Genomic DNA, 21,036 nt, shown 5'->3' on the forward strand with positions numbered 1-21,036 from the left:
TAGCTCACTGGAGGCGACAACATGTCTTTTATACGCGCGGTATCATCGCAATGGAGCAAAGCTGAATGGTCACATCAGCTGGTGCTTTTTTGGCAACAAGACGCGTATGTAAGGAGCCTCTTTGCGGGAGCGACAACTATGATCACTGTCGCTAACGTGGTTGCCGCCCTGAAGCCAACGCCCGAGCCAAAATCAGCTCAAGCAAAACCACCAGAAAATAATCCACTGCAAGTCGCCTCATCAGACTCAAATCAGCCACAGCAAGGGTTAACCCATATCGATGCTGCTAATGCTTTATTTGACTGTTTCTTGCTGTTATTTGTAAAAGAACTTCAATATCAACAGCTCTCACAAGCAGAAGCCATCATTGTGCAGTTAGCTGAATACTACGCGATTAACTGTCAAAAAACGCCGATTGAAGACATTAAGCTAATGAACCAAAGTGTCCAGATCATCAACGCCATGGCGCAATTAAAACAACGAAGACATGTCCAAAGAAAAGCACAACGCAACATGGGCGCGCATTAACGCCTAACTGACCGTAAATACAAATCGACAAATGCCAATAATTTAGTTAGTTTCTGCTTTAAGCCAAAACACATAGAGAAACGCGTGAAAACCAAGCTAATTACCCTCGAAGGTTACAACAAGCTCAGACTTGAGCACGATTACTTGTGGAAAGAACAACGTCCTGAAGTGACTAAAATTGTAACTTGGGCTGCCAGTCTTGGAGATCGCTCAGAAAACGCTGACTACACCTTCAACAAGCGTTTATTAAGGCAAATAGACCGTAGAGTACGCTACTTACGCAAACTGTTACCCGAGCTTAAAATCGTTTATTACGCGCCAGAACAAGAAGGCAAAGTGTTTTTTGGTGCCGTTGTCGAAATCGAAAACGATGCTGGCGACATTAAAACCTTTAAAATTGTCGGCCCAGAAGAAATCTACGACGAACGCAAAGATTACATCTCTATCGACTCACCTATGGCGCGCGCGTTACTCAAAAAAGAAGTCGACGACGAAGCCGTCGTCAGCACGCCTCAAGGCAATAAAACCTGGTACATTAATAAAATTACCTATACCAAAGCCTAAAAGTGATTTAGTGTTGCCTAATCGATAGCTAATAATAATCAACCAGTTAACGTATGTATCAAGCCTTTTTCACTCACACATTACTCAAGGTAGCTGTGTTTATCACGTTGCGTTAATCGCTTTGCATTCCCAATAGGTGTCATATTGAACAACACGAAAGGCAGTCTCTACATGGTTTTTGCAATGGCCGCTTTTGCCATTGAAGACATGCTGATTAAGTCCGCAGCAGAAACTACTTCTTTAGGCCAAATCCTGGCATTGTTTGGCCTCGGCGGCATGCTGATTTTTATGCTGCTAACATGGCGTAAAGGTCAAAAAATACTGCATCCGGCCATACTCACTGCGCCGATTTTAATCCGTGCAGTCTGTGAAGTGACTGGCCGCTTCACCTTTGCATTAGCCATCACTCTCACACCACTCTCAAGCGCCTCGGCAATATTACAAGCCACGCCACTGATTGCCATGATAGGCGCAGCATTATTGTTTGGTGAACACGTGGGGGTTAAAAGATGGATTGCCGTACTTGTAGGGTTTATTGGGGTGTTAATGATTATACGCCCAGGACTCGCTGGGTTTGAAGCTAACTCACTATTCGCAGTCATCGCCACATTAGGCTTTGCCGGCCGCGATTTAGCCACCCGCGCAGCGCCACCCGTGCTATCGAACATGCAACTTGGGGTTTACGGATTCTTTGTATTAATCCCTGCAGGTATCGCTATCCAGCTATATCAAAATGAGCCAGCACAACTTAATACCACAGCATCACTGCAAATCATCGGTGCGATTATTTTTGGTGTTGCCGCCTACAATGCCCTCACCATCGCCATGCGCGCAGGCGACGTCTCGGTCATCGCCCCCTTTCGCTACACCCGTTTATTATTTGCATTAGCGTTGGGCATATTCATATTCGGTGAATCACCCGACACCATGACGCTACTCGGCAGCCTACTGGTTGTCGTCAGCGGCGTTTACACGCTCAGCCAAACACGCAAAAAAGTCAGTTCGAGGGTGGTGAATAGCGAAGCCTAATGGGCAGTGGGATTGCACAGGGTTTAGTTGTAGCATCAATGATCTTATGGCTTGTGGCCATTAAGATCATGTTGCTTCACTCTCTGGTGAGAGTGAAGCAACAGAGACTGACTCGTTTTTGACGATGCTTGTTAGCTATTTTTTCGTCGTCCCGGCAATGCTTTTGAGCCGGGATCCAGGTGTTTGGTTTGGTTTGCTTTGGTTTGCTTATAGCCTGCGGCGCATCTTGTAATAAAGAGTGAAAATGCTATTGCTTAAGACTAGGGTTTTGATTTGTGGGAAAGGCCATGTCTGGACTCACGTTTCTTTTGTAAAGAGTCTTCAACAGCCTCAAGTTCAGAGTTGAGTTTGGGCATTTTCAAACAGCAATTGGCTCGTTTGGACAAGGCTTAGATTTTTTCGTCGTCCCGGCAATGCTTTTGAGCCGGGATCCAGGTGTGAGTTTTGTGCTTTAACAATCAATCAGCGCGTTTTCTCGAGCTGTTATTTACATAACAAAGTACACTTGGTATAGGCACGCGGCTTCGCGCGGTCTATCCTTATTTGTTAGCTGTAAGTAAGAATTTACGTAGGTCTCTCTCTTGCCTCATAACGTGTAAAATATAAACTTTGTCGTTTTCTACTTTATAAAAAACACGACAAGGATTAATAACTATTTCCAGATAATTAAGGTTACTTAACTCAATAGGTTTCTTTCCTGATTCAGGGAATTCTTCAAGCCGTTCGACTTTAGCAAAAATTTTCGCTACCAAACTTTTAGCGGCCAGAAGATGACTTAAAGCAATATATTCAGCTATGTCATTAAGATCTTCCAAGGCAGGGTTGGTCCAAATTATTTCAGCCATTTACTCATTTTCTCTTTAGCCTCAATATTAGATACCGTTTCTCCACGACTTATAGCCTGCTCACCTTTAGCAAGAGCTTCAAGGATTTGCATACGCTTTTGCATAAATTCGAAGTCATCAACATCAACAAGGTATGCAGAAGGTTGTCCATGTTCAGTAATTAATACAGGCTCTTTAGAAGAATGAAGCTCTGATAATATTTTCGTTGCCTGCCGTTTTAATGTTGTAACTAGCTCTACTCTCATACTAATCGCCTCACAAAAAATGTATCACTATAGTAGCACTTAATGAGCAATTTGAGAATACAGCTAACAAGCCTGTAGAATTACTGGTTTTAAAATTTATTTTGATTAATGCAGTAAAAAACAACAAATTTAATAATTTAAATCAACGACTTAACAAAAATTCAAACATTATTTAACATGCGGGTATACTGTTGTTTTAGAGGGAGTATATGGCGGGTTTGGTGAGTTTTGAGGTGAAAAAGGCTTCCCCTTCTTAGTGCATCGCGTGTTGCAGCTTTCTATATTATGAACAAAGAAAACACCTGGATCCCGGCTTAAAAGCATTGCCGGGACGACGAATTTAATGAAGTCGAATTTAATGACGTTGAAGTGGAACTGAGTAACATTTACCCAACTCTGGCGTCAGCGAAGCACCACGGCGTTTTTGGCTTTAGGTCATACAAAGTCTGAGTAACCATAACAATTCAACTTGCCTCAGCTTTGCTTAATCCCCGTTATGTTTTACTGTTAAGCTTAATCGCCATTGCTCTCGAAAGTCTTTTTGAATACGTGAATGGATAAACAGTGTTATCGCCATCGCTATAAATCCGCCTAGACTAGCGAGTGCCATATCCTTATGCGCATCCCAAATGTCACCCTGGGTGCCTAAATACGCCATGCCAAGTTCGCCACCAAATATCTCTGCGGCGCCCCACTCTACTAACTCATATAACATCGATGTCGACATAATCAGGTTTAACGGCGTGAAATAACTCCAAAAGCCTTTCACGCCAGCAATCTTGCAATACAAATCTCTCACTGGGTATGCCAGTAAGAAGCCGTATGCGAAATGAATCAATCGATCAAAGTTATTACGCTCCCAGCCCATATATTCATTAAGGCTAAAATTAAAATATGACTGCAGAAATTCATCATAGGGAACATTGGCATAAGTATAATGTGAGCCGATCTCATGCAAGCTCATAAAGACAAATATCAGGCTATAAGAAAGCCGCGATAATGGGCATTTTTTATAGGTGAACACCACAAAGATGGCAGAGAAGACAATTAACACATTCTCAAGCGCCCAATCGGCTCGATTATAAGGGTTGATAGAAATAACAATAAATTCAATAACAAAGATGATTGAAAGCAATAAAAAATATCGTTTATGTTCCATAGAATGTTGGCCATTGTGAATTAAAGATATTTTATGGCATGTAACGGCTTACTTTAGGCTTGCCTCTCAACATCACCTGCTAAACACAGATGAATAGCGATAGTCACGGATGAATACCGCTAAAAAATCTTAGGCAACAAACACCTACGACTCATAGATTGCATTTATCACTGCGTCATTATTGATGATACGCTTTATTTTTATACAATAAACCCATACGCCAATATTTCAATGCTAAATCGTTTATTTAACACAACATATCATCTCTGATTTTAAACAAGAATAAGCTTTAACTCTCTGCCTCAATGTGGGCAAATAGCCATGAAAAAAGCCAAAACAAAGATAAAACGCTTAGGCGTAGTAGACTCAGGCATTAGCAATTAGGTTGGTTGGCCATGATTAACCTTCCTTACTAACTTTGATGCCAAACCGAGTTGATTTTTTGATTTTAAAATGTACAAATTCAACTCTGAACTTGAGGCTGTTGAAGAAAATGACGTGAGTCCTGACATGGATGTCTGGCTAGCTTTAGAGGGGAAGGGACGCCCCATCTGAAGCGTTAGCATTTTCGAATAAGACCGAAGAACACCGAAATACGGTCAAAAGCTTGATTCAACCACGTCGCGAAATTATCGCTTTTCAGATAATTTTGATGTGGCGGCTGGGAGTTCCAAGAGGGAACAGCCGTTGGTTTCCTCTTGGTCTGGTGTGGGCGAAGCGCCACGACGTTAGTGGCCGTAGGCCATCAGAAAAAGCAAAGCAAACACCTGGATCCCGGCTCAAAAGCATTGCCGGGAGGACGAATTTAATGAAGACGAGTTTAATGCTGACGAATTTTATGAAGACAGATTTAATGAAGTTGAATTTAACTCAGTCGAATTGAATGGAATCAAAGTGACATTGATTCATACTCTGGAGTCATCGAAGCGCCACGACGTAAGTGCTCGTAGGCCTTAAATAACCATAACGAAGCCATAAACAAAAAAAGCCACCCCGACATACAATGCCGGGGTGGCTTTTTAGCTAGCACTTTTAACTTTTAGCTATCAGCTGTTAGCTATCAACTGACACTATTAACTATCGCTATCAAGGTTTAGCTATCAGCACTTTGTTCATAGCTAATCATTATTCGCTAATCGCAATCAGCTAATAACCGTTCGCAGTCAGCTAATCCATTATGATTAACGCAGCAGTAATAACGGGATTTTGCTTTTGCTGATCATTCTGGTGGTATTGCTACCGACAAAAAATTCACGAATACGTGAATGGCCGTAAGCACCCATTACCATTAAGTCGATATTATTGGCGACTTGATAGGCTTCTAATGCGGTTTGCACTTCACCCTGACACACTGCTGTACTTACCGTAAAGTCTGCACTGCTTAAGGTGTCAGCTGCCGCTGCAAGTTCGGCACTGGCTGTCGTTTGATTGTCTGACACCATCACTAAGTGACACGCTAAGCCTTTAAGTAAAGGGCTGGCGGCAACTCGGCCAAGGGCCTTTTTCGCAGTGGCGCTGCCATCGTAAGCAAAGATAAAGCGCTCAGGCGCTGTAAACTCTGCCATGACAACCAAAATAGGTTGCTTAAGCGTGCGGATAACACTCTCAATATGGCTACCTATTGGTTGGTCCTGGTGTTGCTCACCTTGACGTCCCATGACCACTAAACGTGCATTTGGCTCTTGTTCTAACAAGGTTTCAATTAAGTCGCCATGGCGCTGTAAGGTATCGACTGACACAGAAGATTGTTGGTCAGTTACACGCGTTTTAGCATCTTCGAGCATGTATTTGCCTTGCTCGAGTGCCAGTTTGCTTCTGCGGCCTTCAAGCACCACCATTTCGTCAAGTAGATGCTCACGCGTTCCTAAACCAATGTTGCCAGATAAATTCAACTGAGTTGGATACACCGACTTATCTAATACATGTAACAAGGTCACTGGGGCATCTAATTGCTTAGCCGCCCATCCACTGGCATCACATACGGCTAAGGTTGCTTTTGAACCGTCGATACAAGCAATCACATTTGTCATTATTGTTCTCCTTTTGTGGTGTTGCTCAGGGTTAGTGACCAGACATCATTTTTTCGACTTCTTCAGGTTTATCGTGCACCCCAAATTTATCAACGATGGTCGAACTGGCTTCATTTAGGCCAATTAAATCAACCTCGGTGCCATCACGACGGAATTTAATCACTACTTTATCGAGTGCCGATACTGCGGTGATATCCCAAAAATGCGCTAGTGATAAGTCGATAGTCACTTTATCTACCACTTCTTTAAAATCAAATGATTGGCTGAATTTATCTGCCGAGGCAAAAAACACCTGGCCAACGATTTGATAATGGCGGCCAGTTTCAGCAGTAATCTCTGAACTTTTAACCACCATGAATCGGCCCACTTTATTGGCAAAGAATAATGAAGCCAATAACACCCCTACAAATACCCCAATCGCCAGGTTATGGGTAGCGACAACCACCACAACCGTGGCCACCATCACAAGGTTTGTCGACATTGGGTGATGTTTAAGGTTACGGATTGAATCCCAAGAGAAAGTACCGATAGACACCATGATCATCACAGCAACCAATGCTGCCATAGGGATAAGCTTTAACCATTCGCCGAGGAATACGATTAAAATCAGCAAAAACACACCGGCTGCAAACGTTGATAAACGGCCACGGCCGCCTGATTTAACGTTGATAATTGATTGACCAATCATCGCACAACCCGCCATGCCGCCCATTAAGCCGGCACCAATGTTGGCAATACCTTGGCCTTTACACTCACGGTTTTTATCACTTTGGGTGTCGGTTAAGTCATCAACAATGGTGGCTGTCATCATTGATTCAAGTAAACCAACCACCGCAAGACCTGCTGAATAAGGCAAGATGATCATTAAGGTTTCAAGGGTTAATGGCACTTCTGGCCACAAGAAGATAGGCAATGTATCTGGTAACTGCCCCATGTCGCCTACAGTACGAACATCGACACCCATAAATACCGCAAAAATGGTTAATCCCACGATGCACACTAACGGTGACGGCAATGATTTACCGATAACAGGGATAAGCGGGAACAAGTAAATAATCCCAAGGCCTGTGGCAGTCATGGCGTACACATGCCAAGTCACGTCAATGAGTTCTGGCACTTGCGCCATAAAGATTAAAATCGCCAAGGCGTTAACAAAGCCGGTCACCACCGAGCGCGATACAAAGCGCATTAAGTTACCGAGTTTTAAGTAACCTGCGGCAATCTGGAATACACCGGTTAATAAGGTGGCAGCCAATAAATATTCAAGGCCGTGCTCTTTTACTAAGGTCACCATTAACAGTGCCATTGCACCCGTTGCAGCAGAGATCATCCCTGGGCGGCCACCGGTAAACGCAATCACTACCGCAATACAGAACGAAGCATATAGCCCCACTTTAGGGTCGACACCTGCAATAATCGAAAAGGCAATTGCCTCTGGAATTAACGCCAGTGCCACCACAAGACCGGCTAATAGATCGCCGCGGATGTTGGAGAACCATTCTTTTTTCATGGTTTGTATCATGTTATTCACTCTGTTTAAAATTCAGTCATTTATTTCAATAGTACGTGCTGATCCGAAACTGAAAATACCGCAAACAGTTTCTAAGATGTTGATCCGTCATGCAACGAGATGCTATCAAATATGGGGTAAAGCAAAACAGCCACTACAGATGGATTGTCGCAATCCAATACGGGAGGGTATAGCTAAATGCGGCTTAGTTCATGCAAGATTTTGCTTTAAATACACGTATGCACCTCAAAGCAGCGACAAAGAATATAGTTCAGCCCGTCTAAAGTCAAAATCTGTCGTAAAAATAATCGATGTTTCGCCTTATTAAGCCTCATTTGCAGCGATGTTTCAGTACAATATTTTCACTGATCATATCCGATAAAAGTAGCGCCTTTTTTAATAGACTCAGCCCAAATCCATTTTAAGATGGCTCACGTTTATCTGGATATTTTGTGTGCGGTCGATCACGATTTTAAGCTTAATAAGACCTGAAATGATGAATGCCAGGTTAAATATGTAAACAAACAGTATAAATAATGTGCTATTTCAGGTTTATTTAATCTTTACGCTGTTTTACGGCCCTTAACTACTTTCAATTAATAGCTGCTTCTTGTTATTCTCCTGCCGTATAACAGCTCGCATGGTTTTTGATGCGACAACCACTTCATTTACGCTCAGGCGGAAACGTTTTTTGAATCCAACTCTTTGCCAAAAACTTGTTACGCCGCTAAGCCGCATAGCAAGCTTGTCTAAATTGAGTAAAGCACATTTAACTTTGTGTTTCGGATTACTGTTGCTGCAACCTTTAGCCGATGCGTTATCGATTTCGGTTGGTCACTTTATTGATATCAGTGAGTTTATCGCGATTGCAGACGGCCTATTGGCTGAGTTTGTGGGTGCGGGCTTACTCAGCTTAATTGTGCTTAACCCTATGGTTATTGAACAATTTTGGCGTTTGTTTCATCTCAATTCTAAATTTAGCAATCTGCTTGAACTCAGCGATGCGCTCAGTGCATTATCTCCTGTTATTCCTAAGTCGTTAGACTATACGGCACACGGTTGCCGCGCCCCTCCTCGTTAACTTTCGTTTTAGCTCAATACTCAACAACTCGTTATGACACCCACTTTGACATCAAAGTGAACAACTGCCGTTTATAGGCCAGTTAATGCTGTGTTTGCGTGTTGCTCTCAATCTGCCACAACCTTATGGAATTGGCAGCGTAGTAAGCTTTTAAGGTGAGAGGAATCTTCCTTTGTTAATTCGAAATTTAAGTAAACCAGCACTGGCGGCATTAGCATTTATGCTTGCCGGTTGTGAAGGCGGCGTACTGGATCCCAAAGGTCAAATCGGCATCGATGAGAAAAACCTCATTATAGTGGCGACGCTACTGATGCTGATTGTGGTTATTCCGGTCATTTTTATGACGCTGTACTTTGCGTGGAAATATCGTGATGGTCGCGACCAGGAGATTTATGCGCCTAAATGGGCACACTCGACCGCCATTGAAGTTGTGGTGTGGGTTGTACCCATTATTATCGTGATCATTTTGGGTGTTATCACCTGGAATTCGACACACGATTTAGACCCCTATAAACCGCTTAAACATGACGCAAAACCCGTCACGGTTGAAGTAGTGTCGCTGGACTGGAAGTGGCTATTTATCTATCCAGAATATGGCATTGCCTCGGTTAACGAATTGGCCTTCCCTGCCAACGTGCCGGTTAATTTCAAAATCACTTCAGACACGGCGATGAATTCATTTTTCATTCCACAGTTGGGCAGCCAAATATACTCAATGGCAGGTATGACAACCAAGCTACACCTTATCGCGAATGAACCTGGCACTTTTGACGGCATTTCTGCTAACTACAGTGGTGCAGGTTTTACCGGCATGAAATTTAAAGCCATTGCCACACCTACAGCAGATGATTTTGATGCCTGGGTTGCTAAGGTAAAACAACAAGGTCACACCTTGGATGTTGAGCAATATAAGCAGCTCGCTGAAAAGAGCGAAAATAACCCTGTGCAATATTACGGCTCAGTACAACACGGCATGTTTAATTACATTGTAATGCAGTATATGCATCCAGACTCGAACATGAAATCTATGGGCAACATGGAAGGTATGGAAGGTATGGAAGGTATGGAAGGCATGCACGACATGGGCAACATGAAATCAATGTCTGGTATGGATCACACTCAACATATGCAGCATATGAAAGACATGGACGCTGAAAAACATCCCGAACATCCATCACCTACACACTCAACCACAGAGCATTCTTCAACTGCTTCTGGGGAGGCGGAGTAATCATGCCATTTCTTGGAAAATTAACACTCGAGTCTATTCCGTATCACGAACCCATTATTATGGTGACCCTCGCGGCTGTCGCCATTATTGGTGTCATTATTGCAGCTTTAATCACTAAGCATCAAAAATGGGGCGTGCTGTGGCACGACTGGTTAACCTCGGTTGACCATAAAAAACTTGGCATCATGTATATCGTGTTAGCGATGGTGATGCTTATCCGTGGTTTCTCTGACGCGATTATGATGCGAACCCAGCAAGCGCTCGCCACTAATGGCGCTGCGGGGTATTTACCACCAGAACATTACGACCAAATCTTCACCGCCCATGGCGTGATCATGATTATCTTTATGGCAATGCCATTTATGATTGGTTTAATGAACTTGGTCGTACCGTTGCAAATTGGTGCTCGCGATGTCGCGTTCCCATTCTTAAACAATTTCAGTTTTTGGCTAACCACCTCTGGTGCGGTGTTAATTAACATATCGCTAGGACTCGGTGAGTTTGCTAAAACCGGTTGGGTGGCTTATCCGCCATTGTCAGAGCTGGCCTACAGTCCGGGGGTGGGGGTTGATTATTATATCTGGGCCTTGCAAATATCCGGTATAGGGACAACCTTAACCGGGGTGAACTTTATCGCCACTGTGTTAAAAATGCGTGCGCCTGGTATGAAGCTGATGCAAATGCCTATTTTCACTTGGGCTTGTACCTGGGCTAACGTGTTAATCGTTGCATCGTTCCCCATTTTAACGGCTTTGTTAGGCATGTTGACCTTAGACCGTTATTTAGATTTCCACTTCTTTACCAACGACGGTGGCGGTAACGCCATGATGTACATCAACCTATTTTGGGCTTGGGGTCATCCTGAAGTGTACATTTTGGTATTACCGGCTTTCGGTATTTTCTCTGAAGTGTTTTCAACCTTCACTTCAAAGCGTTTATTTGGTTACACCTCAATGGTGTGGGCAACGGGTGCGATTTCTGTACTTGGCTTTATTGTGTGGTTACACCATTTCTTTACCATGGGTTCAAGCGCGAATGTTAACGCCTTCTTCGGCGCAATGACCATGGTGATTGCGGTGCCGACTGGGGTAAAACTGTTTAACTGGCTATTTACCATTTATCGCGGCCGTTTACGTTTGACCGTGCCAGTATTGTGGGGCTTAGGCTTTATGGTGACCTTCACCATCGGCGGCATGACCGGGGTATTGTTAGCATTACCAGGAGCCGATTATGTGTTGCATAACAGCTTGTTTTTAATTGCCCATTTCCATAACACCATTATTGGTGGTGCGGTATTTGGCTATATGGCGGGGTTTGCTTACTGGTTCCCTAAAGCGATGGGTTTCACGCTTAATGAACGTTTAGGCAAGGCATCTTTTTGGTGCTGGCAAATTGGCTTCTATTTGGCCTTTATGCCGTTGTACGTGCTTGGTTTTATGGGCATGACACGTCGTATTAACCACACAGATAACCCAGCGTGGAACTTCTGGCTTTACTTTGCCGTAGTCGGCGCATTCATCATTCTTGTGGGGATTATTTTACAGTTTGTGCAATTGTATGTGAGCTTCCGCGACCGTGAGCAAAACCTCGATACCACAGGCGATCCATGGAATGGCCGTACACTTGAGTGGTCAACCTCTTCACCACCACAGTTTTATAACTTTGCCCAGTTAGATCCCGTAACAGACATTGATACGTTCACCGACATGAAAGAAAAAGGCACTGCCTATCAACGTCGTGAAACCTATCAGCCAATTCACATGCCTAAAAATACTGCCAGCGGTATTACCATGGCTGCGTGTATTACTGCCATGGGCTTTGCGGCGATTTGGCATATTTGGTGGTTAGCCATTGTCGGTTTTGGCGGTACGTTTGTGTTGTTTTTACTGCGTGCTTACGACAATGACGTGGACTATTACGTGCAACCCGATGAAGTCGCACGTATTGAAAATGCACACTTAGATAACGTAGCAAGGGGCCGATAATGAGTATTGCTATTAAAGCAGATTTACACGTAGCTCATTCTGCTGAGCACAATGATCAACACCATAATGATCATCATGACACTAGCGGTAACACCTTGTTCGGTTTTTGGCTTTATCTCATGACCGACTGTATTTTGTTCGCCTCTGTGTTTGCGACTTATGCGGTGTTGTTTATGAATACCGATGGTGGGGTGTCGGGCAAAGATATTTTCGAATTAGACTTCGTGCTTATCGAAACGGCCGCCTTACTGATCAGTAGTATTACTTATGGCTTTGCCATGATTTGCGCAAGACACCAAAAGAAAGCCGCAACATTAACGTGGTTATTAATCACCTTTGCGTTGGGTTGTGTGTTTATCGCGATGGAAGTGTACGAATTCCATCATTTAATTGAACACGGTAATGGCCCAGATCGCAGCGCGTTTTTATCCGCATTTTTTGCCTTAGTCGGTATGCATGGTTTGCATGTTACCGCGGGCTTAATTTGGATGCTGATCATGATGGTTGAAGTGCTTAAAACAGGCTTAACTAATCGCAGCATCACTCGCCTGAGTTGTTTAAGTTTGTTTTGGCATTTCTTAGACATCGTGTGGGTGTGCGTGTTTACCGTAGTTTATTTGTTAGGAGTCTTGTGATGAGCAATGCACATGCAAGCCACGGAGAAGGCGACTTTTCTGCCAGCGTTAAATCATATTTAGTCGGCTTTGTGTTATCGGTTGTCTTAACTGGTATCCCATTTTGGTCGGTGATGACACACCACTTTGACCACATGACAACACTCTGGGTTGTGGTGATAACGGCGATAGTGCAAATCGTGGTGCACTTGAAATACTTCCTCCATTTAGATTTTTCTAAAGAAGGCAGAATCAATACATTCTCGTTCTTATTCACCGCCTTGATTATTGTCATGGTAGTGGGTTTGTCTGTGTGGATTATCTACGCAGCTAACGAATTGATGATGTAATTAGACAGCTATCATGAATAATCAAGGTCAATCTATGTCAGCACAATTAACCTCACGCTTACGAGGATATGTTCAGGTCACTAAGCCTGGCATCATCATGGGCAATTTAATTTCTGTCGCGGGCGGCTTTTTACTCGCGGCTCAAGGTAATGTTGATTTGACCTTGATGTTCGCCACCATGATAGGTTTGTCTTTGGTGGTGGCGTCGGGTTGCGCGATCAATAATTGCATTGATCGCGACATCGACGCCAAAATGAAGCGCACTCGAAACCGAGTGACCGTTACCGGTGAAATATCGGTACAAGCGGTATTGAGCTTTGGTATTGGTCTGGGTGTTGTCGGCTTTACCATGCTGGCGATATTCACTAATAGTTTAGCGGTGTTATTTGCCGCCATTGGCTATGTGGTTTATGTCGGCGTGTACAGCCTATACATGAAACGCAACTCGGTTTACGGCACCTTAGTTGGCAGTTTTTCGGGAGCCGTGCCACCGGTTGTGGGTTATTGCGCGGTTACCGGGCAAATGGACATGGGCGCGGTCATTTTGCTGCTAATGTTTAGCCTATGGCAAATGCCTCACTCATATGCGATTGCGATTTTTCGCTTTGACGATTATGCCGCGGCCAATATTCCGGTATTACCCGTAGCCCAAGGCATGACCAAAGCTAAATTGCATATCGTGTTGTACATCGCGGTCTTTGCGCTAGTGAGTGCACTGCTTCCCTTAGCTGGTTACACAGGTATTGCCTTTATGGCGGTCACCTTTGCGACGAGTTTATGGTGGTTAGCCATGGCATTAAAAGGCTATCGTCGCGACATCAATTTGCAGTCTTGGGCTCGGCAGGTATTTGGATTTTCCATTATCACGATTACCGCATTAAGCGTGACCATGGCATTGGATTTTCAAGTTGCTGCTCAAGTACCATTACTGACTTTAGTACCTTAACCGGTCATCATTATTTGGTTGAACACAAAGCCCGTTAGCCTATGCTGCGGGCTTTTTATTTGCTTATTCAGCATTGTTGACTAGGGTTAAAGCTCATTTAAATTACCGCATGAAGTTCGGTCTATACCCAATCAACTTGAAGATCCGTGTTTCAGAGCTTCACCGTGTTTTCAATACTAGGCGCGTTAATGCGGTAATGTAGGTACCTTATAAATTAGCGCAACAACGTAGTGGGAACACGGTGAAACTCCCAAAGGGCAAGTTTTACACGTGTTTATGCTGCGTTATTGATTTTGGAAAGGGAACGACCATTACCCGCAATCAATGCCTTGCCTAAACGCGTGTAAACTCTTGCTGAAATCGAGCATCTTCAGGTTGTTTGGGTATTTACCCACTCTAAAAACATAAAGGGATATTATGTTTACCGCGTTAACAACCCAGTTGCTGACTGGCCTCATCAATTCCGCTAACAAACCATTGCGCTTATGCATTTTGTCTTTGATGATGTTCCTAACGTTAGTGGTGCCCGTCAACGCGACAGCGCAAACATTAACCTCGAACAATCAGCACGCGTTATTTGGCAATTGGATTATCGACACCCCAGAGCACATCACCTTACTGCAATTAAACCGTGACTTAAGCTATTTATACATCAAGCTCAACCACCTAACGCCGCATAAAAGCGTAGCCGAATGGGGTCGACTCGCTATTGCGCCTAATGGTGTGCGCTTTATGGCCAGTTATAGCAATAATCCGCTATTGGGCCTGGTGGCGTATCAAATAACCTATCCCAAGCTGCATATCGCGCTTGGCGTAGAATCAAAAAAGTTAGTCTTCACTATCGACACTAACGCAGACAGCATTAGCGATGAACAGCATAACTATTATGCCTATAAGCACCAATCTATCTTCGGCGTCTGGCATCAATTATCAACACCAGCATTAAGTAGTGTTGTGTTGCTGAGCAGCGGTTATTACGCTTTAGTGAATGTGAACTTACATCAAGACCCTCACGTTCATCCGCATAATACCCACTTACAATGGGGCCGCTTTGATGAGCAGCAAGAGTTTAGTGAACCTATTTTTGATAGCCACCCACAACTGACATCCGCATTACCTCTCATGATTTATCACCCTTTGCGCCAACAACTGGCTTTATCTTTTGACCAAGACAAAGACCACATAACAGACCATTTGCGGATTTTTAAACAATAAAGCGGCATTTACAGCTATTTAGTTACAATTTCTGCTGCAATCAGCTATTCAAATTCAAGTGATTACACTTCATACTGAGCCATTGCTGGTATCGATTTAGTGTTAAAAGGATATTCCATGGGCCAAGAAACCTCTAAAATTCTCGTTGTCGATGACGACATGAGATTACGTTCATTATTAGAACGTTACTTGCTTGAACAAGGCTTTCAAGTACGTAGCGCAGCCAATGCTGAACAAATGGACCGATTACTTGAGCGCGAAAACTTTCACCTTTTAGTACTCGACTTGATGCTACCCGGTGAAGATGGTTTATCGATTTGTCGCCGCTTGCGCCAGCAAGAAAACCCAATTCCGATTGTGATGCTCACCGCTAAAGGCGATGAAGTTGACCGTATTATTGGCTTAGAGCTTGGCGCTGATGACTATTTACCTAAACCGTTTAATCCACGTGAGTTATTAGCACGGATTAAAGCGGTAATGCGTCGTCAAACCACTGAAGTACCAGGTGCGCCTGCGCAGCAGGAAGAAATGATTGAGTTTGGTGAGTTTTCACTGAATTTAGCCACGCGTGAGATGTTTCATGGTGATGAAAGCATTGCCCTGACTAGCGGTGAGTTTGCCGTATTAAAAGTGCTGGTTAACCATCCTCGTGAGCCATTATCGCGCGACAAGTTAATGAACCTTGCTCGCGGCCGTGACTACTCTGCCCTTGAGCGATCTATCGATGTACAGGTTTCGCGCCTACGCCGTTTAATTGAAAAAGATGCCGCAAACCCACGTTATATTCAAACGGTTTGGGGTTTAGGTTATGTGTTTGTACCCGACGGCACCACGCGTAAGTAAGTCATGGAACTCAAGTTAAAATGGTGGCAACGCTTCTTACCTCGAAGCGCGTTTAGCCAAACGGTATTGTTGATTGGCAGCTTATTGCTGATCAATCAATTAGTGTCGTATTGGTCGGTCGCCGTTTACTTTATTAAACCCAGTTACGAGCAAATTAACCAACTGATTGCCCGCCAAATCAACATATTATTTGTTGATGGCGTGGATGTTGGCCGCGAACATCTCACCATGGTTGATGCCTTAAATGCCAAAGTGCGTGACGATGGCATGACGGTTTACAACCAAAAACAAGCCCAGGAGGCCGGACTCAGCCAGGCCACTTATTACAGCTTTTTGTCTGAACAAATGTCGGTTTATTTGGGCGGCGAAGCTGAAGTTCGTTTTTCTCAGGGTGAAAATCTCGACGTGTGGATTAAGCCGCCTCAAGCCCCCACGCTGTGGATTAAAGTGCCGTTAACCGGCATTAACGAATCTGACTTATCGCCATTAACCTTGTATTTATTGGTGATTGGCGCGCTCAGTGTCGCTGGCGGCTGGTTATTCGCCCGTAGGCAAAACAGGCCATTAAAACGCTTACAAAAAGCCGCGGTTGCGGTGTCTCAAGGCGACTTCCCGCCCACATTACCGTTAAGCGGTTCTACCGAAATTGTTGAAGTAACCCATGCGTTTAATCAAATGGCGCATAGTATGAAACAGCTTGAGCAAGACCGTGCCTTACTCATGGCCGGTATCTCCCACGACCTACGCACGCCACTGACTCGTATTCGCTTAGCATCTGAAATGATGGTCGAAGAAGACCAATATTTAAAAGAAGGCATTGTTACCGACATTGAAGACATGGATGCGATTATTAACCAATTTATTGCCTATATTCGCAACGATCGTGAAGGTGTGCGCGAGCCAGATCAAATTAACCGCTTAATCCAGGAAATTAGCCAACAGGAATCTCACCGCGAAGAAACCATAGAGCTGTCGTTAGCAGACTGCCCCGACATTGCCATGAATAGCGTGGCGATTAAACGTGTGCTGAGCAACCTGGTAGAAAATGCGTTTCGTTACGGCAATGGCTGGATAAAAATCAGTTCGTATCATCAAGGTAACGCGGTGTGTTTTAGCGTTGAAGATAATGGCCCAGGCATTGATGAGTCTAAGGTTGAGCAGTTATTTCAACCCTTTACTCAAGGTGATTCTGCCCGCGGCAGTGTCGGCTCAGGTTTAGGGCTGGCGATTATTAAGCGGATTGTTGACCGTCATCATGGCAAAGTAAAACTGTCTAACCGCCCTCAAGGTGGCCTCAAAGCTCAGGTTTGGCTGCCATTAATGGATAAAAATCAATAAGATTTGATTGAAACGACGTTAACGCACTCATAAAAAATGGGCGCCACATTGGGCGCCCATCTTTTCAATCTAATTTGAATAGCGACTTACAGTGCAGCCATTACGGCTTCTGCTGTGCTCACTTCAAATGACTTGGCTTGTTCAACATTCAATAATGTCACTACGCCGTTGTCGATAATCATCGCGTAACGTTGTGAACGCACGCCACCAAAACCAGCAGTGTCCATTTCTAGGCCTAGTGCTTTAGTAAAGCTGGCATCGCCGTCGGCTAGCATCATTAATTCAGAGGCATTTTGCGCTTCGCCCCATGCTTTCATCACAAATGCATCGTTTACCGATACACAAGCAATTAGGTCAACACCTTTAGCTTTAAACTCGTCTGCCTGTACCACAAAGCCTGGCAAGTGAGCTTCTGAACAGGTTGGCGTAAATGCACCTGGTACGGCAAATAACACCACTTTTTTACCGGCAAAAAGCTCAGTCACATCGTGATTAACCATACCGTCTTTAGTCAGTTGGCTTAATGTAGCTTTTGGTAAAGATTGTCCTGTAGCGATCATAATCATATTTCCTTAAGGGTGAATAAATGGGTTATTTAGGCGCCAATACTTTACGGCAACCTACATACAAAATAGATAATACTGACTCACATAAAATTGAGATCAACAGCCCAAGTAACATGCCGATGGCAATGGCTTCGGGCTTTAATAAAATCACATGCGAATAGTTGTTCCATACTTCAGCTTGAATGTCTGTTTGCGGTGCAAGGATCACTTGCTGGTATGGGCTATAACTGTGTTGACGAAAGCGCGTTAATGCGTCAGTTAACGCCACGTAACGTTGATAAATCGATTCGATACTTTCGCCACCCGCGCTGAAAACTGGATCGTTATTTTTGCGATAGTGTTGAATAAGCTTACTGATGTCACCAGCAAAAAAACGGTCGGCATCGTGTTGAAATTCGGCCAAACTTTGCTTGGCTTCTAGCTGATGCGCTTCTAAACGTTGACCATATTGATCGACAAAACCGGGAACCTGAATACCAATCAATACGCCGCAAACAAACAGCACTAAGCGAAGATAGTCCATTAAATGTTTAATCATGATGTCATCGGTTGAGATAGAGAAAAATTCACAAACGCCACAATATCACCAATCAGTTAACTACGCATCTTGTATAAACGGATGTTAACTCAAGCCCCAATCAATTTTTGGTAAATGCTCAATAAACCACTCAAAACCGCGGCCTTGGTGCTCTTTATGCCAAGCAAGATATAAGCTCTGGTTAGGACGTGGAATTGAGCATTGTTTTTCAATTAACTCACCGCTGTTGAAATAGCACTGCACCATGTGCCGCGGTAAAAACCCAATCCCTAAACCTTGTCGCTGTGCCGCTATTTTGGTTTCCATGGTGTTGACTCTAATGACTTGCTTGCTTTGAAATAAGCCACTACTGCGTGTCGGCAACACTTGCGCGGTATCGGCCACCACAACTGAGACGTATTCGGTGAGTTTGTCGGCGGCTAATACCTCATCAACAAACGCTAATGGATGATGAGGCGCCACTGCAAATACAAATTCAATCTCGCCTATTTTGTGGGTTTGAAATACACCTCTAGGTAATTCGCCAGAGGCACCAATCACAATGTCTGCACGGCGACTGTGTAAGGCATCCCAACCACCACCCACGGCTTCCACATCGATACTAATGTCTACCGAGTGTTTGAGCTGATTAAATTGCTCGATTAACTGAAACAACGGCGCTTGAGGAATAACCGTATCGCGCGACAATCTAATTTCACTTTCCCAACCGGACTCTAATTGCTGCACGGAATCAATCAGTCGATGAGTGGCCAGCAATATCTGACGCCCTTGCTCTAATACAATTTTACCTGCTGGAGTGAGCTGTGCTTTTTGTTTTGTCCGGTCAAATAACGCTGTGCCCATGTCGTCTTCAAGTTTTTTGATGGTGTAGGTTAATGCTGACGGCACTCGATACAACGACGCCGCGGCAGCAGCAAAACTCCCCTTGCGCTCAATGGCGTCCAGGGCCCGCAGTGCATCGATGGTAATCGCATGGTGCATGAATTTATCCTTATTCAAAAAATTTGAACTATTAACTCAGTTTATTCCGATTTTTTATTCGATCAAGTCTCAATATACTCATTATCAATCGGTGAGGCAGCGTTATTTACGTTTACCACCAGCCAAATAACAGTTTAAAAATATTGAGGATACAAATCATGAAAGCACTGATTAAACGCATTACACACTCTACTGCAGGTTTTAGCACATTGGCATTGCGTGTGCCTGTTGGGATTATATTTATGGCCCACGGCGTCCAAAAATTATTTGGTTGGTTTGGCGGTTATGGCCTAGAAGGTACTGGGCAATGGATGGCGTCAATGGGAATGGAACCTGGTGTGTTAATGGCCTTTATGGCAGGCAGTGCTGAGTTCTTTGGTGGCTTATTTATTTTACTCGGTTTACTGACTCGTCCAGCGGCTGTCGCACTTGCTTTTACCATGGTGATTGCCATTGCCAGTGTTCACCTAAGCAACGGTTTATTTATGTCTAACAACGGTTATGAGTATGCTTTGGCATTATTAGCCGCCAGCGTGTCATTGGCTTTATCGGGTTCGGGTAAAGCAGCGCTTGATAACGCGCTTACCACTCGATTAGCTAAGTAACCTCAGAGCAAATTAGCAAACCCAAATTTCGATCAATGCCAATCAGATCAAAACACAACTCTGATTGGTATTGCTTTAGGAGAACATCATGATCACTTTACGTCCTGCAAGCGAGCGCGGCACCGCCAATTTTGGTTGGTTAGACAGTAAACACAGCTTCTCATTTGGCAGTTATTATGACCCAGAGCATATGGGCTTTTCAGCCCTGCGAGTCATTAACGATGACAGCGTAACGCCCGGTGCAGGATTTGCCACTCACGGCCATCGTGACATGGAAATCATCAGCTATGTGCTCGAAGGTTCAATTGCCCATAAAGACAGTGAGGGTAACGTTGAAGTATTGCCTGCTGGTGAATTCCAGCTTATGTCTGCCGGCAGCGGTATCACTCACAGTGAATACAATGCGTCTAAAACCGAGCCATTGAAGTTTTTACAGATTTGGATCCAGCCCAATACCTTAGGTAATACGCCAGGGTATCAGCAAAAAAACTTTGGCCAGGCTATAGGATTAACCACCATTGCGACGCCAACGGGTGAAAATGACACCTTACACATCAAGCAAAATACGACGTTATCACAATTGATTTTAGCGCCGTATTCAGAGCTGACTTACACGATTGCCGCTGACAGACAGGTCTATGTACATCAAGTGGTCGGTGAGCTGAAAATCGAGTCAGAAAGACTCATTGCCGGTGATGGAGCAAAGATAACAGGTCAACAAACGATAACCTTTAAAAACGAGCTAGACGACCAGTCTATTGCATTGTTATTTGATTTGCCTTAATACCAACACTCGTGATGCCTGTGATGATGCTATCGCAGGCAAACGTTTC

Annotated in this window: 22 protein-coding genes; 14 read left to right on the plus strand and 8 right to left on the minus strand. The window is 44.1% G+C overall.

What is annotated here, in order from left to right:
• Window positions 1-21 precede the first annotated feature (21 nt).
• From ACROAE_RS08400 to ACROAE_RS08410, 3 genes are all read left to right on the plus strand, one after another.
• Complete coding sequence (locus ACROAE_RS08400) at window positions 22-528, plus strand: hypothetical protein (RefSeq protein ID WP_432400682.1); 507 nt, start codon at window positions 22-24, stop codon at window positions 526-528.
• Window positions 529-612: 84 nt separating this feature from the next.
• A complete protein-coding gene (greB, locus tag ACROAE_RS08405) occupies window positions 613-1,092 on the plus strand; it encodes a transcription elongation factor GreB (RefSeq protein ID WP_432400684.1) in 480 nt (159 codons plus the stop codon).
• A 144-nt stretch (window positions 1,093-1,236) separates the two neighbouring features.
• The gene (locus tag ACROAE_RS08410) at window positions 1,237-2,121 is read left to right on the plus strand and encodes a DMT family transporter (RefSeq protein WP_432400686.1); all 885 of its coding nucleotides are present in this window, start codon (window positions 1,237-1,239) and stop codon (window positions 2,119-2,121) included.
• A gap of 539 nt (window positions 2,122-2,660) precedes the next feature.
• Here the strand turns inward: ACROAE_RS08410 and ACROAE_RS08415 are convergent.
• The 5 genes from ACROAE_RS08415 to ACROAE_RS08435 form a co-directional block, all read right to left on the minus strand.
• Entirely contained in the window at window positions 2,661-2,966 is a 306-nt protein-coding gene (locus ACROAE_RS08415) for a type II toxin-antitoxin system RelE/ParE family toxin (protein ID WP_432400688.1), read from the minus strand.
• A complete protein-coding gene (locus tag ACROAE_RS08420; protein ID WP_160052031.1) occupies window positions 2,954-3,211 on the minus strand; it encodes a type II toxin-antitoxin system Phd/YefM family antitoxin in 258 nt (85 codons plus the stop codon). Before ACROAE_RS08420 ends, ACROAE_RS08415 begins: the two co-directional genes overlap by 13 nt.
• 484 nt (window positions 3,212-3,695) lie before the next feature.
• Window positions 3,696-4,370, minus strand: a complete 675-nt coding sequence (locus tag ACROAE_RS08425; RefSeq protein WP_432400690.1) for a DUF2238 domain-containing protein — start codon at window positions 4,368-4,370, stop codon at window positions 3,696-3,698.
• 1,181 nt (window positions 4,371-5,551) lie between these two features.
• On the minus strand, window positions 5,552-6,400 hold the full coding sequence (locus ACROAE_RS08430; protein ID WP_432400692.1) for a universal stress protein: 849 nt from the start codon (window positions 6,398-6,400) through the stop codon (window positions 5,552-5,554).
• Window positions 6,401-6,431: 31 nt separating this feature from the next.
• Complete coding sequence (locus ACROAE_RS08435) at window positions 6,432-7,922, minus strand: SulP family inorganic anion transporter (protein ID WP_432400694.1); 1,491 nt, start codon at window positions 7,920-7,922, stop codon at window positions 6,432-6,434.
• A gap of 679 nt (window positions 7,923-8,601) precedes the next feature.
• On the opposite strand from ACROAE_RS08435, the gene ACROAE_RS08440 reads away from it, so the two are divergent.
• The 9 genes from ACROAE_RS08440 (at window position 8,602) to envZ (ending at window position 17,513) form a co-directional block, all read left to right on the plus strand.
• Window positions 8,602-8,991, plus strand: a complete 390-nt coding sequence (locus ACROAE_RS08440) for a hypothetical protein (protein ID WP_229785805.1) — start codon at window positions 8,602-8,604, stop codon at window positions 8,989-8,991.
• Between the two features lie 172 nt (window positions 8,992-9,163).
• On the plus strand, window positions 9,164-10,222 hold the full coding sequence (gene cyoA / locus ACROAE_RS08445) for a ubiquinol oxidase subunit II (protein WP_432400697.1): 1,059 nt from the start codon (window positions 9,164-9,166) through the stop codon (window positions 10,220-10,222).
• A gap of 2 nt (window positions 10,223-10,224) precedes the next feature.
• Window positions 10,225-12,207 carry a cytochrome o ubiquinol oxidase subunit I gene (gene cyoB / locus ACROAE_RS08450; protein WP_432400699.1) on the plus strand — a complete coding sequence of 661 codons (1,983 nt, stop codon included), beginning with the start codon at window positions 10,225-10,227 and terminating at the stop codon, window positions 12,205-12,207.
• Complete coding sequence (gene cyoC, locus ACROAE_RS08455; protein ID WP_432400701.1) at window positions 12,207-12,842, plus strand: cytochrome o ubiquinol oxidase subunit III; 636 nt, start codon at window positions 12,207-12,209, stop codon at window positions 12,840-12,842. The genes cyoB and cyoC overlap by 1 nt, the downstream gene beginning before the upstream one ends.
• Complete coding sequence (cyoD, locus tag ACROAE_RS08460) at window positions 12,842-13,171, plus strand: cytochrome o ubiquinol oxidase subunit IV (RefSeq protein WP_432400703.1); 330 nt, start codon at window positions 12,842-12,844, stop codon at window positions 13,169-13,171. The genes cyoC and cyoD overlap by 1 nt, the downstream gene beginning before the upstream one ends.
• A gap of 13 nt (window positions 13,172-13,184) precedes the next feature.
• Complete coding sequence (gene cyoE / locus ACROAE_RS08465) at window positions 13,185-14,117, plus strand: heme o synthase (protein WP_432400705.1); 933 nt, start codon at window positions 13,185-13,187, stop codon at window positions 14,115-14,117.
• A gap of 417 nt (window positions 14,118-14,534) precedes the next feature.
• Window positions 14,535-15,332 (plus strand): hypothetical protein, encoded by a 798-nt coding sequence (locus tag ACROAE_RS08470; RefSeq protein WP_432400707.1) that lies wholly within the window; start codon window positions 14,535-14,537, stop codon window positions 15,330-15,332.
• A gap of 117 nt (window positions 15,333-15,449) precedes the next feature.
• The gene (gene ompR / locus ACROAE_RS08475; protein WP_432400709.1) at window positions 15,450-16,175 is read left to right on the plus strand and encodes an osmolarity response regulator transcription factor OmpR; all 726 of its coding nucleotides are present in this window, start codon (window positions 15,450-15,452) and stop codon (window positions 16,173-16,175) included.
• A gap of 3 nt (window positions 16,176-16,178) precedes the next feature.
• Window positions 16,179-17,513: a two-component system sensor histidine kinase EnvZ gene (gene envZ, locus ACROAE_RS08480; protein WP_432400711.1), complete on the plus strand. Its 1,335-nt coding sequence runs from the start codon at window positions 16,179-16,181 to the stop codon at window positions 17,511-17,513.
• Between the two features lie 86 nt (window positions 17,514-17,599).
• Here envZ and ACROAE_RS08485 read toward each other — a convergent pair whose 3' ends face one another.
• The 3 genes from ACROAE_RS08485 to ACROAE_RS08495 all read right to left on the minus strand — a co-directional run bounded on the left by ACROAE_RS08485 (window position 17,600) and on the right by ACROAE_RS08495 (window position 19,598).
• Window positions 17,600-18,073 (minus strand): peroxiredoxin, encoded by a 474-nt coding sequence (locus ACROAE_RS08485; protein ID WP_432400713.1) that lies wholly within the window; start codon window positions 18,071-18,073, stop codon window positions 17,600-17,602.
• A gap of 31 nt (window positions 18,074-18,104) precedes the next feature.
• Complete coding sequence (locus ACROAE_RS08490; RefSeq protein ID WP_432400715.1) at window positions 18,105-18,617, minus strand: DUF2937 family protein; 513 nt, start codon at window positions 18,615-18,617, stop codon at window positions 18,105-18,107.
• An 84-nt stretch (window positions 18,618-18,701) separates the two neighbouring features.
• Window positions 18,702-19,598 carry a LysR substrate-binding domain-containing protein gene (locus ACROAE_RS08495; RefSeq protein ID WP_432400717.1) on the minus strand — a complete coding sequence of 299 codons (897 nt, stop codon included), beginning with the start codon at window positions 19,596-19,598 and terminating at the stop codon, window positions 18,702-18,704.
• A 158-nt stretch (window positions 19,599-19,756) separates the two neighbouring features.
• Here ACROAE_RS08495 and ACROAE_RS08500 point away from each other — a divergent pair, with 158 nt between their 5' ends.
• Together ACROAE_RS08500 and ACROAE_RS08505 are read left to right on the plus strand one after the other, a co-directional pair.
• Window positions 19,757-20,203 (plus strand): DoxX family protein, encoded by a 447-nt coding sequence (locus ACROAE_RS08500; protein ID WP_432400719.1) that lies wholly within the window; start codon window positions 19,757-19,759, stop codon window positions 20,201-20,203.
• An 88-nt stretch (window positions 20,204-20,291) separates the two neighbouring features.
• On the plus strand, window positions 20,292-20,987 hold the full coding sequence (locus ACROAE_RS08505) for a pirin family protein (protein ID WP_432400721.1): 696 nt from the start codon (window positions 20,292-20,294) through the stop codon (window positions 20,985-20,987).
• The last annotated feature ends 49 nt before the right edge of the window (window positions 20,988-21,036 follow it).

It is taken from the genome of Shewanella sp. MF05960, from assembly GCF_050849305.1.
Classification (GTDB): domain Bacteria; phylum Pseudomonadota; class Gammaproteobacteria; order Enterobacterales; family Shewanellaceae; genus Shewanella.

What these genes read in the sequence shown, in the direction of transcription:
- ACROAE_RS08505 (WP_432400721.1), top strand. Translation starts at nt 20,292, where the DNA reads ATGATCACTTTACGTCCTGCAAGCGAGCGCGGCACCGCCAATTTTGGT.
- cyoB (WP_432400699.1), top strand. Translation starts at nt 10,225, where the DNA reads ATGCCATTTCTTGGAAAATTAACACTCGAGTCTATTCCGTATCACGAA.
- ACROAE_RS08425 (WP_432400690.1), bottom strand. Translation starts at nt 4,370, where the DNA reads ATGGAACATAAACGATATTTTTTATTGCTTTCAATCATCTTTGTTATT.
- ACROAE_RS08400 (WP_432400682.1), top strand. Translation starts at nt 22, where the DNA reads ATGTCTTTTATACGCGCGGTATCATCGCAATGGAGCAAAGCTGAATGG.
- ompR (WP_432400709.1), top strand. Translation starts at nt 15,450, where the DNA reads ATGGGCCAAGAAACCTCTAAAATTCTCGTTGTCGATGACGACATGAGA.
- ACROAE_RS08495 (WP_432400717.1), bottom strand. Translation starts at nt 19,598, where the DNA reads ATGCACCATGCGATTACCATCGATGCACTGCGGGCCCTGGACGCCATT.
- ACROAE_RS08430 (WP_432400692.1), bottom strand. Translation starts at nt 6,400, where the DNA reads ATGACAAATGTGATTGCTTGTATCGACGGTTCAAAAGCAACCTTAGCC.
- ACROAE_RS08470 (WP_432400707.1), top strand. Translation starts at nt 14,535, where the DNA reads ATGTTTACCGCGTTAACAACCCAGTTGCTGACTGGCCTCATCAATTCC.
- cyoD (WP_432400703.1), top strand. Translation starts at nt 12,842, where the DNA reads ATGAGCAATGCACATGCAAGCCACGGAGAAGGCGACTTTTCTGCCAGC.
- ACROAE_RS08500 (WP_432400719.1), top strand. Translation starts at nt 19,757, where the DNA reads ATGAAAGCACTGATTAAACGCATTACACACTCTACTGCAGGTTTTAGC.
- ACROAE_RS08490 (WP_432400715.1), bottom strand. Translation starts at nt 18,617, where the DNA reads ATGATTAAACATTTAATGGACTATCTTCGCTTAGTGCTGTTTGTTTGC.
- ACROAE_RS08485 (WP_432400713.1), bottom strand. Translation starts at nt 18,073, where the DNA reads ATGATCGCTACAGGACAATCTTTACCAAAAGCTACATTAAGCCAACTG.
- envZ (WP_432400711.1), top strand. Translation starts at nt 16,179, where the DNA reads ATGGAACTCAAGTTAAAATGGTGGCAACGCTTCTTACCTCGAAGCGCG.
- ACROAE_RS08435 (WP_432400694.1), bottom strand. Translation starts at nt 7,922, where the DNA reads ATGATACAAACCATGAAAAAAGAATGGTTCTCCAACATCCGCGGCGAT.
- cyoE (WP_432400705.1), top strand. Translation starts at nt 13,185, where the DNA reads ATGAATAATCAAGGTCAATCTATGTCAGCACAATTAACCTCACGCTTA.
- ACROAE_RS08420 (WP_160052031.1), bottom strand. Translation starts at nt 3,211, where the DNA reads ATGAGAGTAGAGCTAGTTACAACATTAAAACGGCAGGCAACGAAAATA.
- ACROAE_RS08415 (WP_432400688.1), bottom strand. Translation starts at nt 2,966, where the DNA reads ATGGCTGAAATAATTTGGACCAACCCTGCCTTGGAAGATCTTAATGAC.
- cyoC (WP_432400701.1), top strand. Translation starts at nt 12,207, where the DNA reads ATGAGTATTGCTATTAAAGCAGATTTACACGTAGCTCATTCTGCTGAG.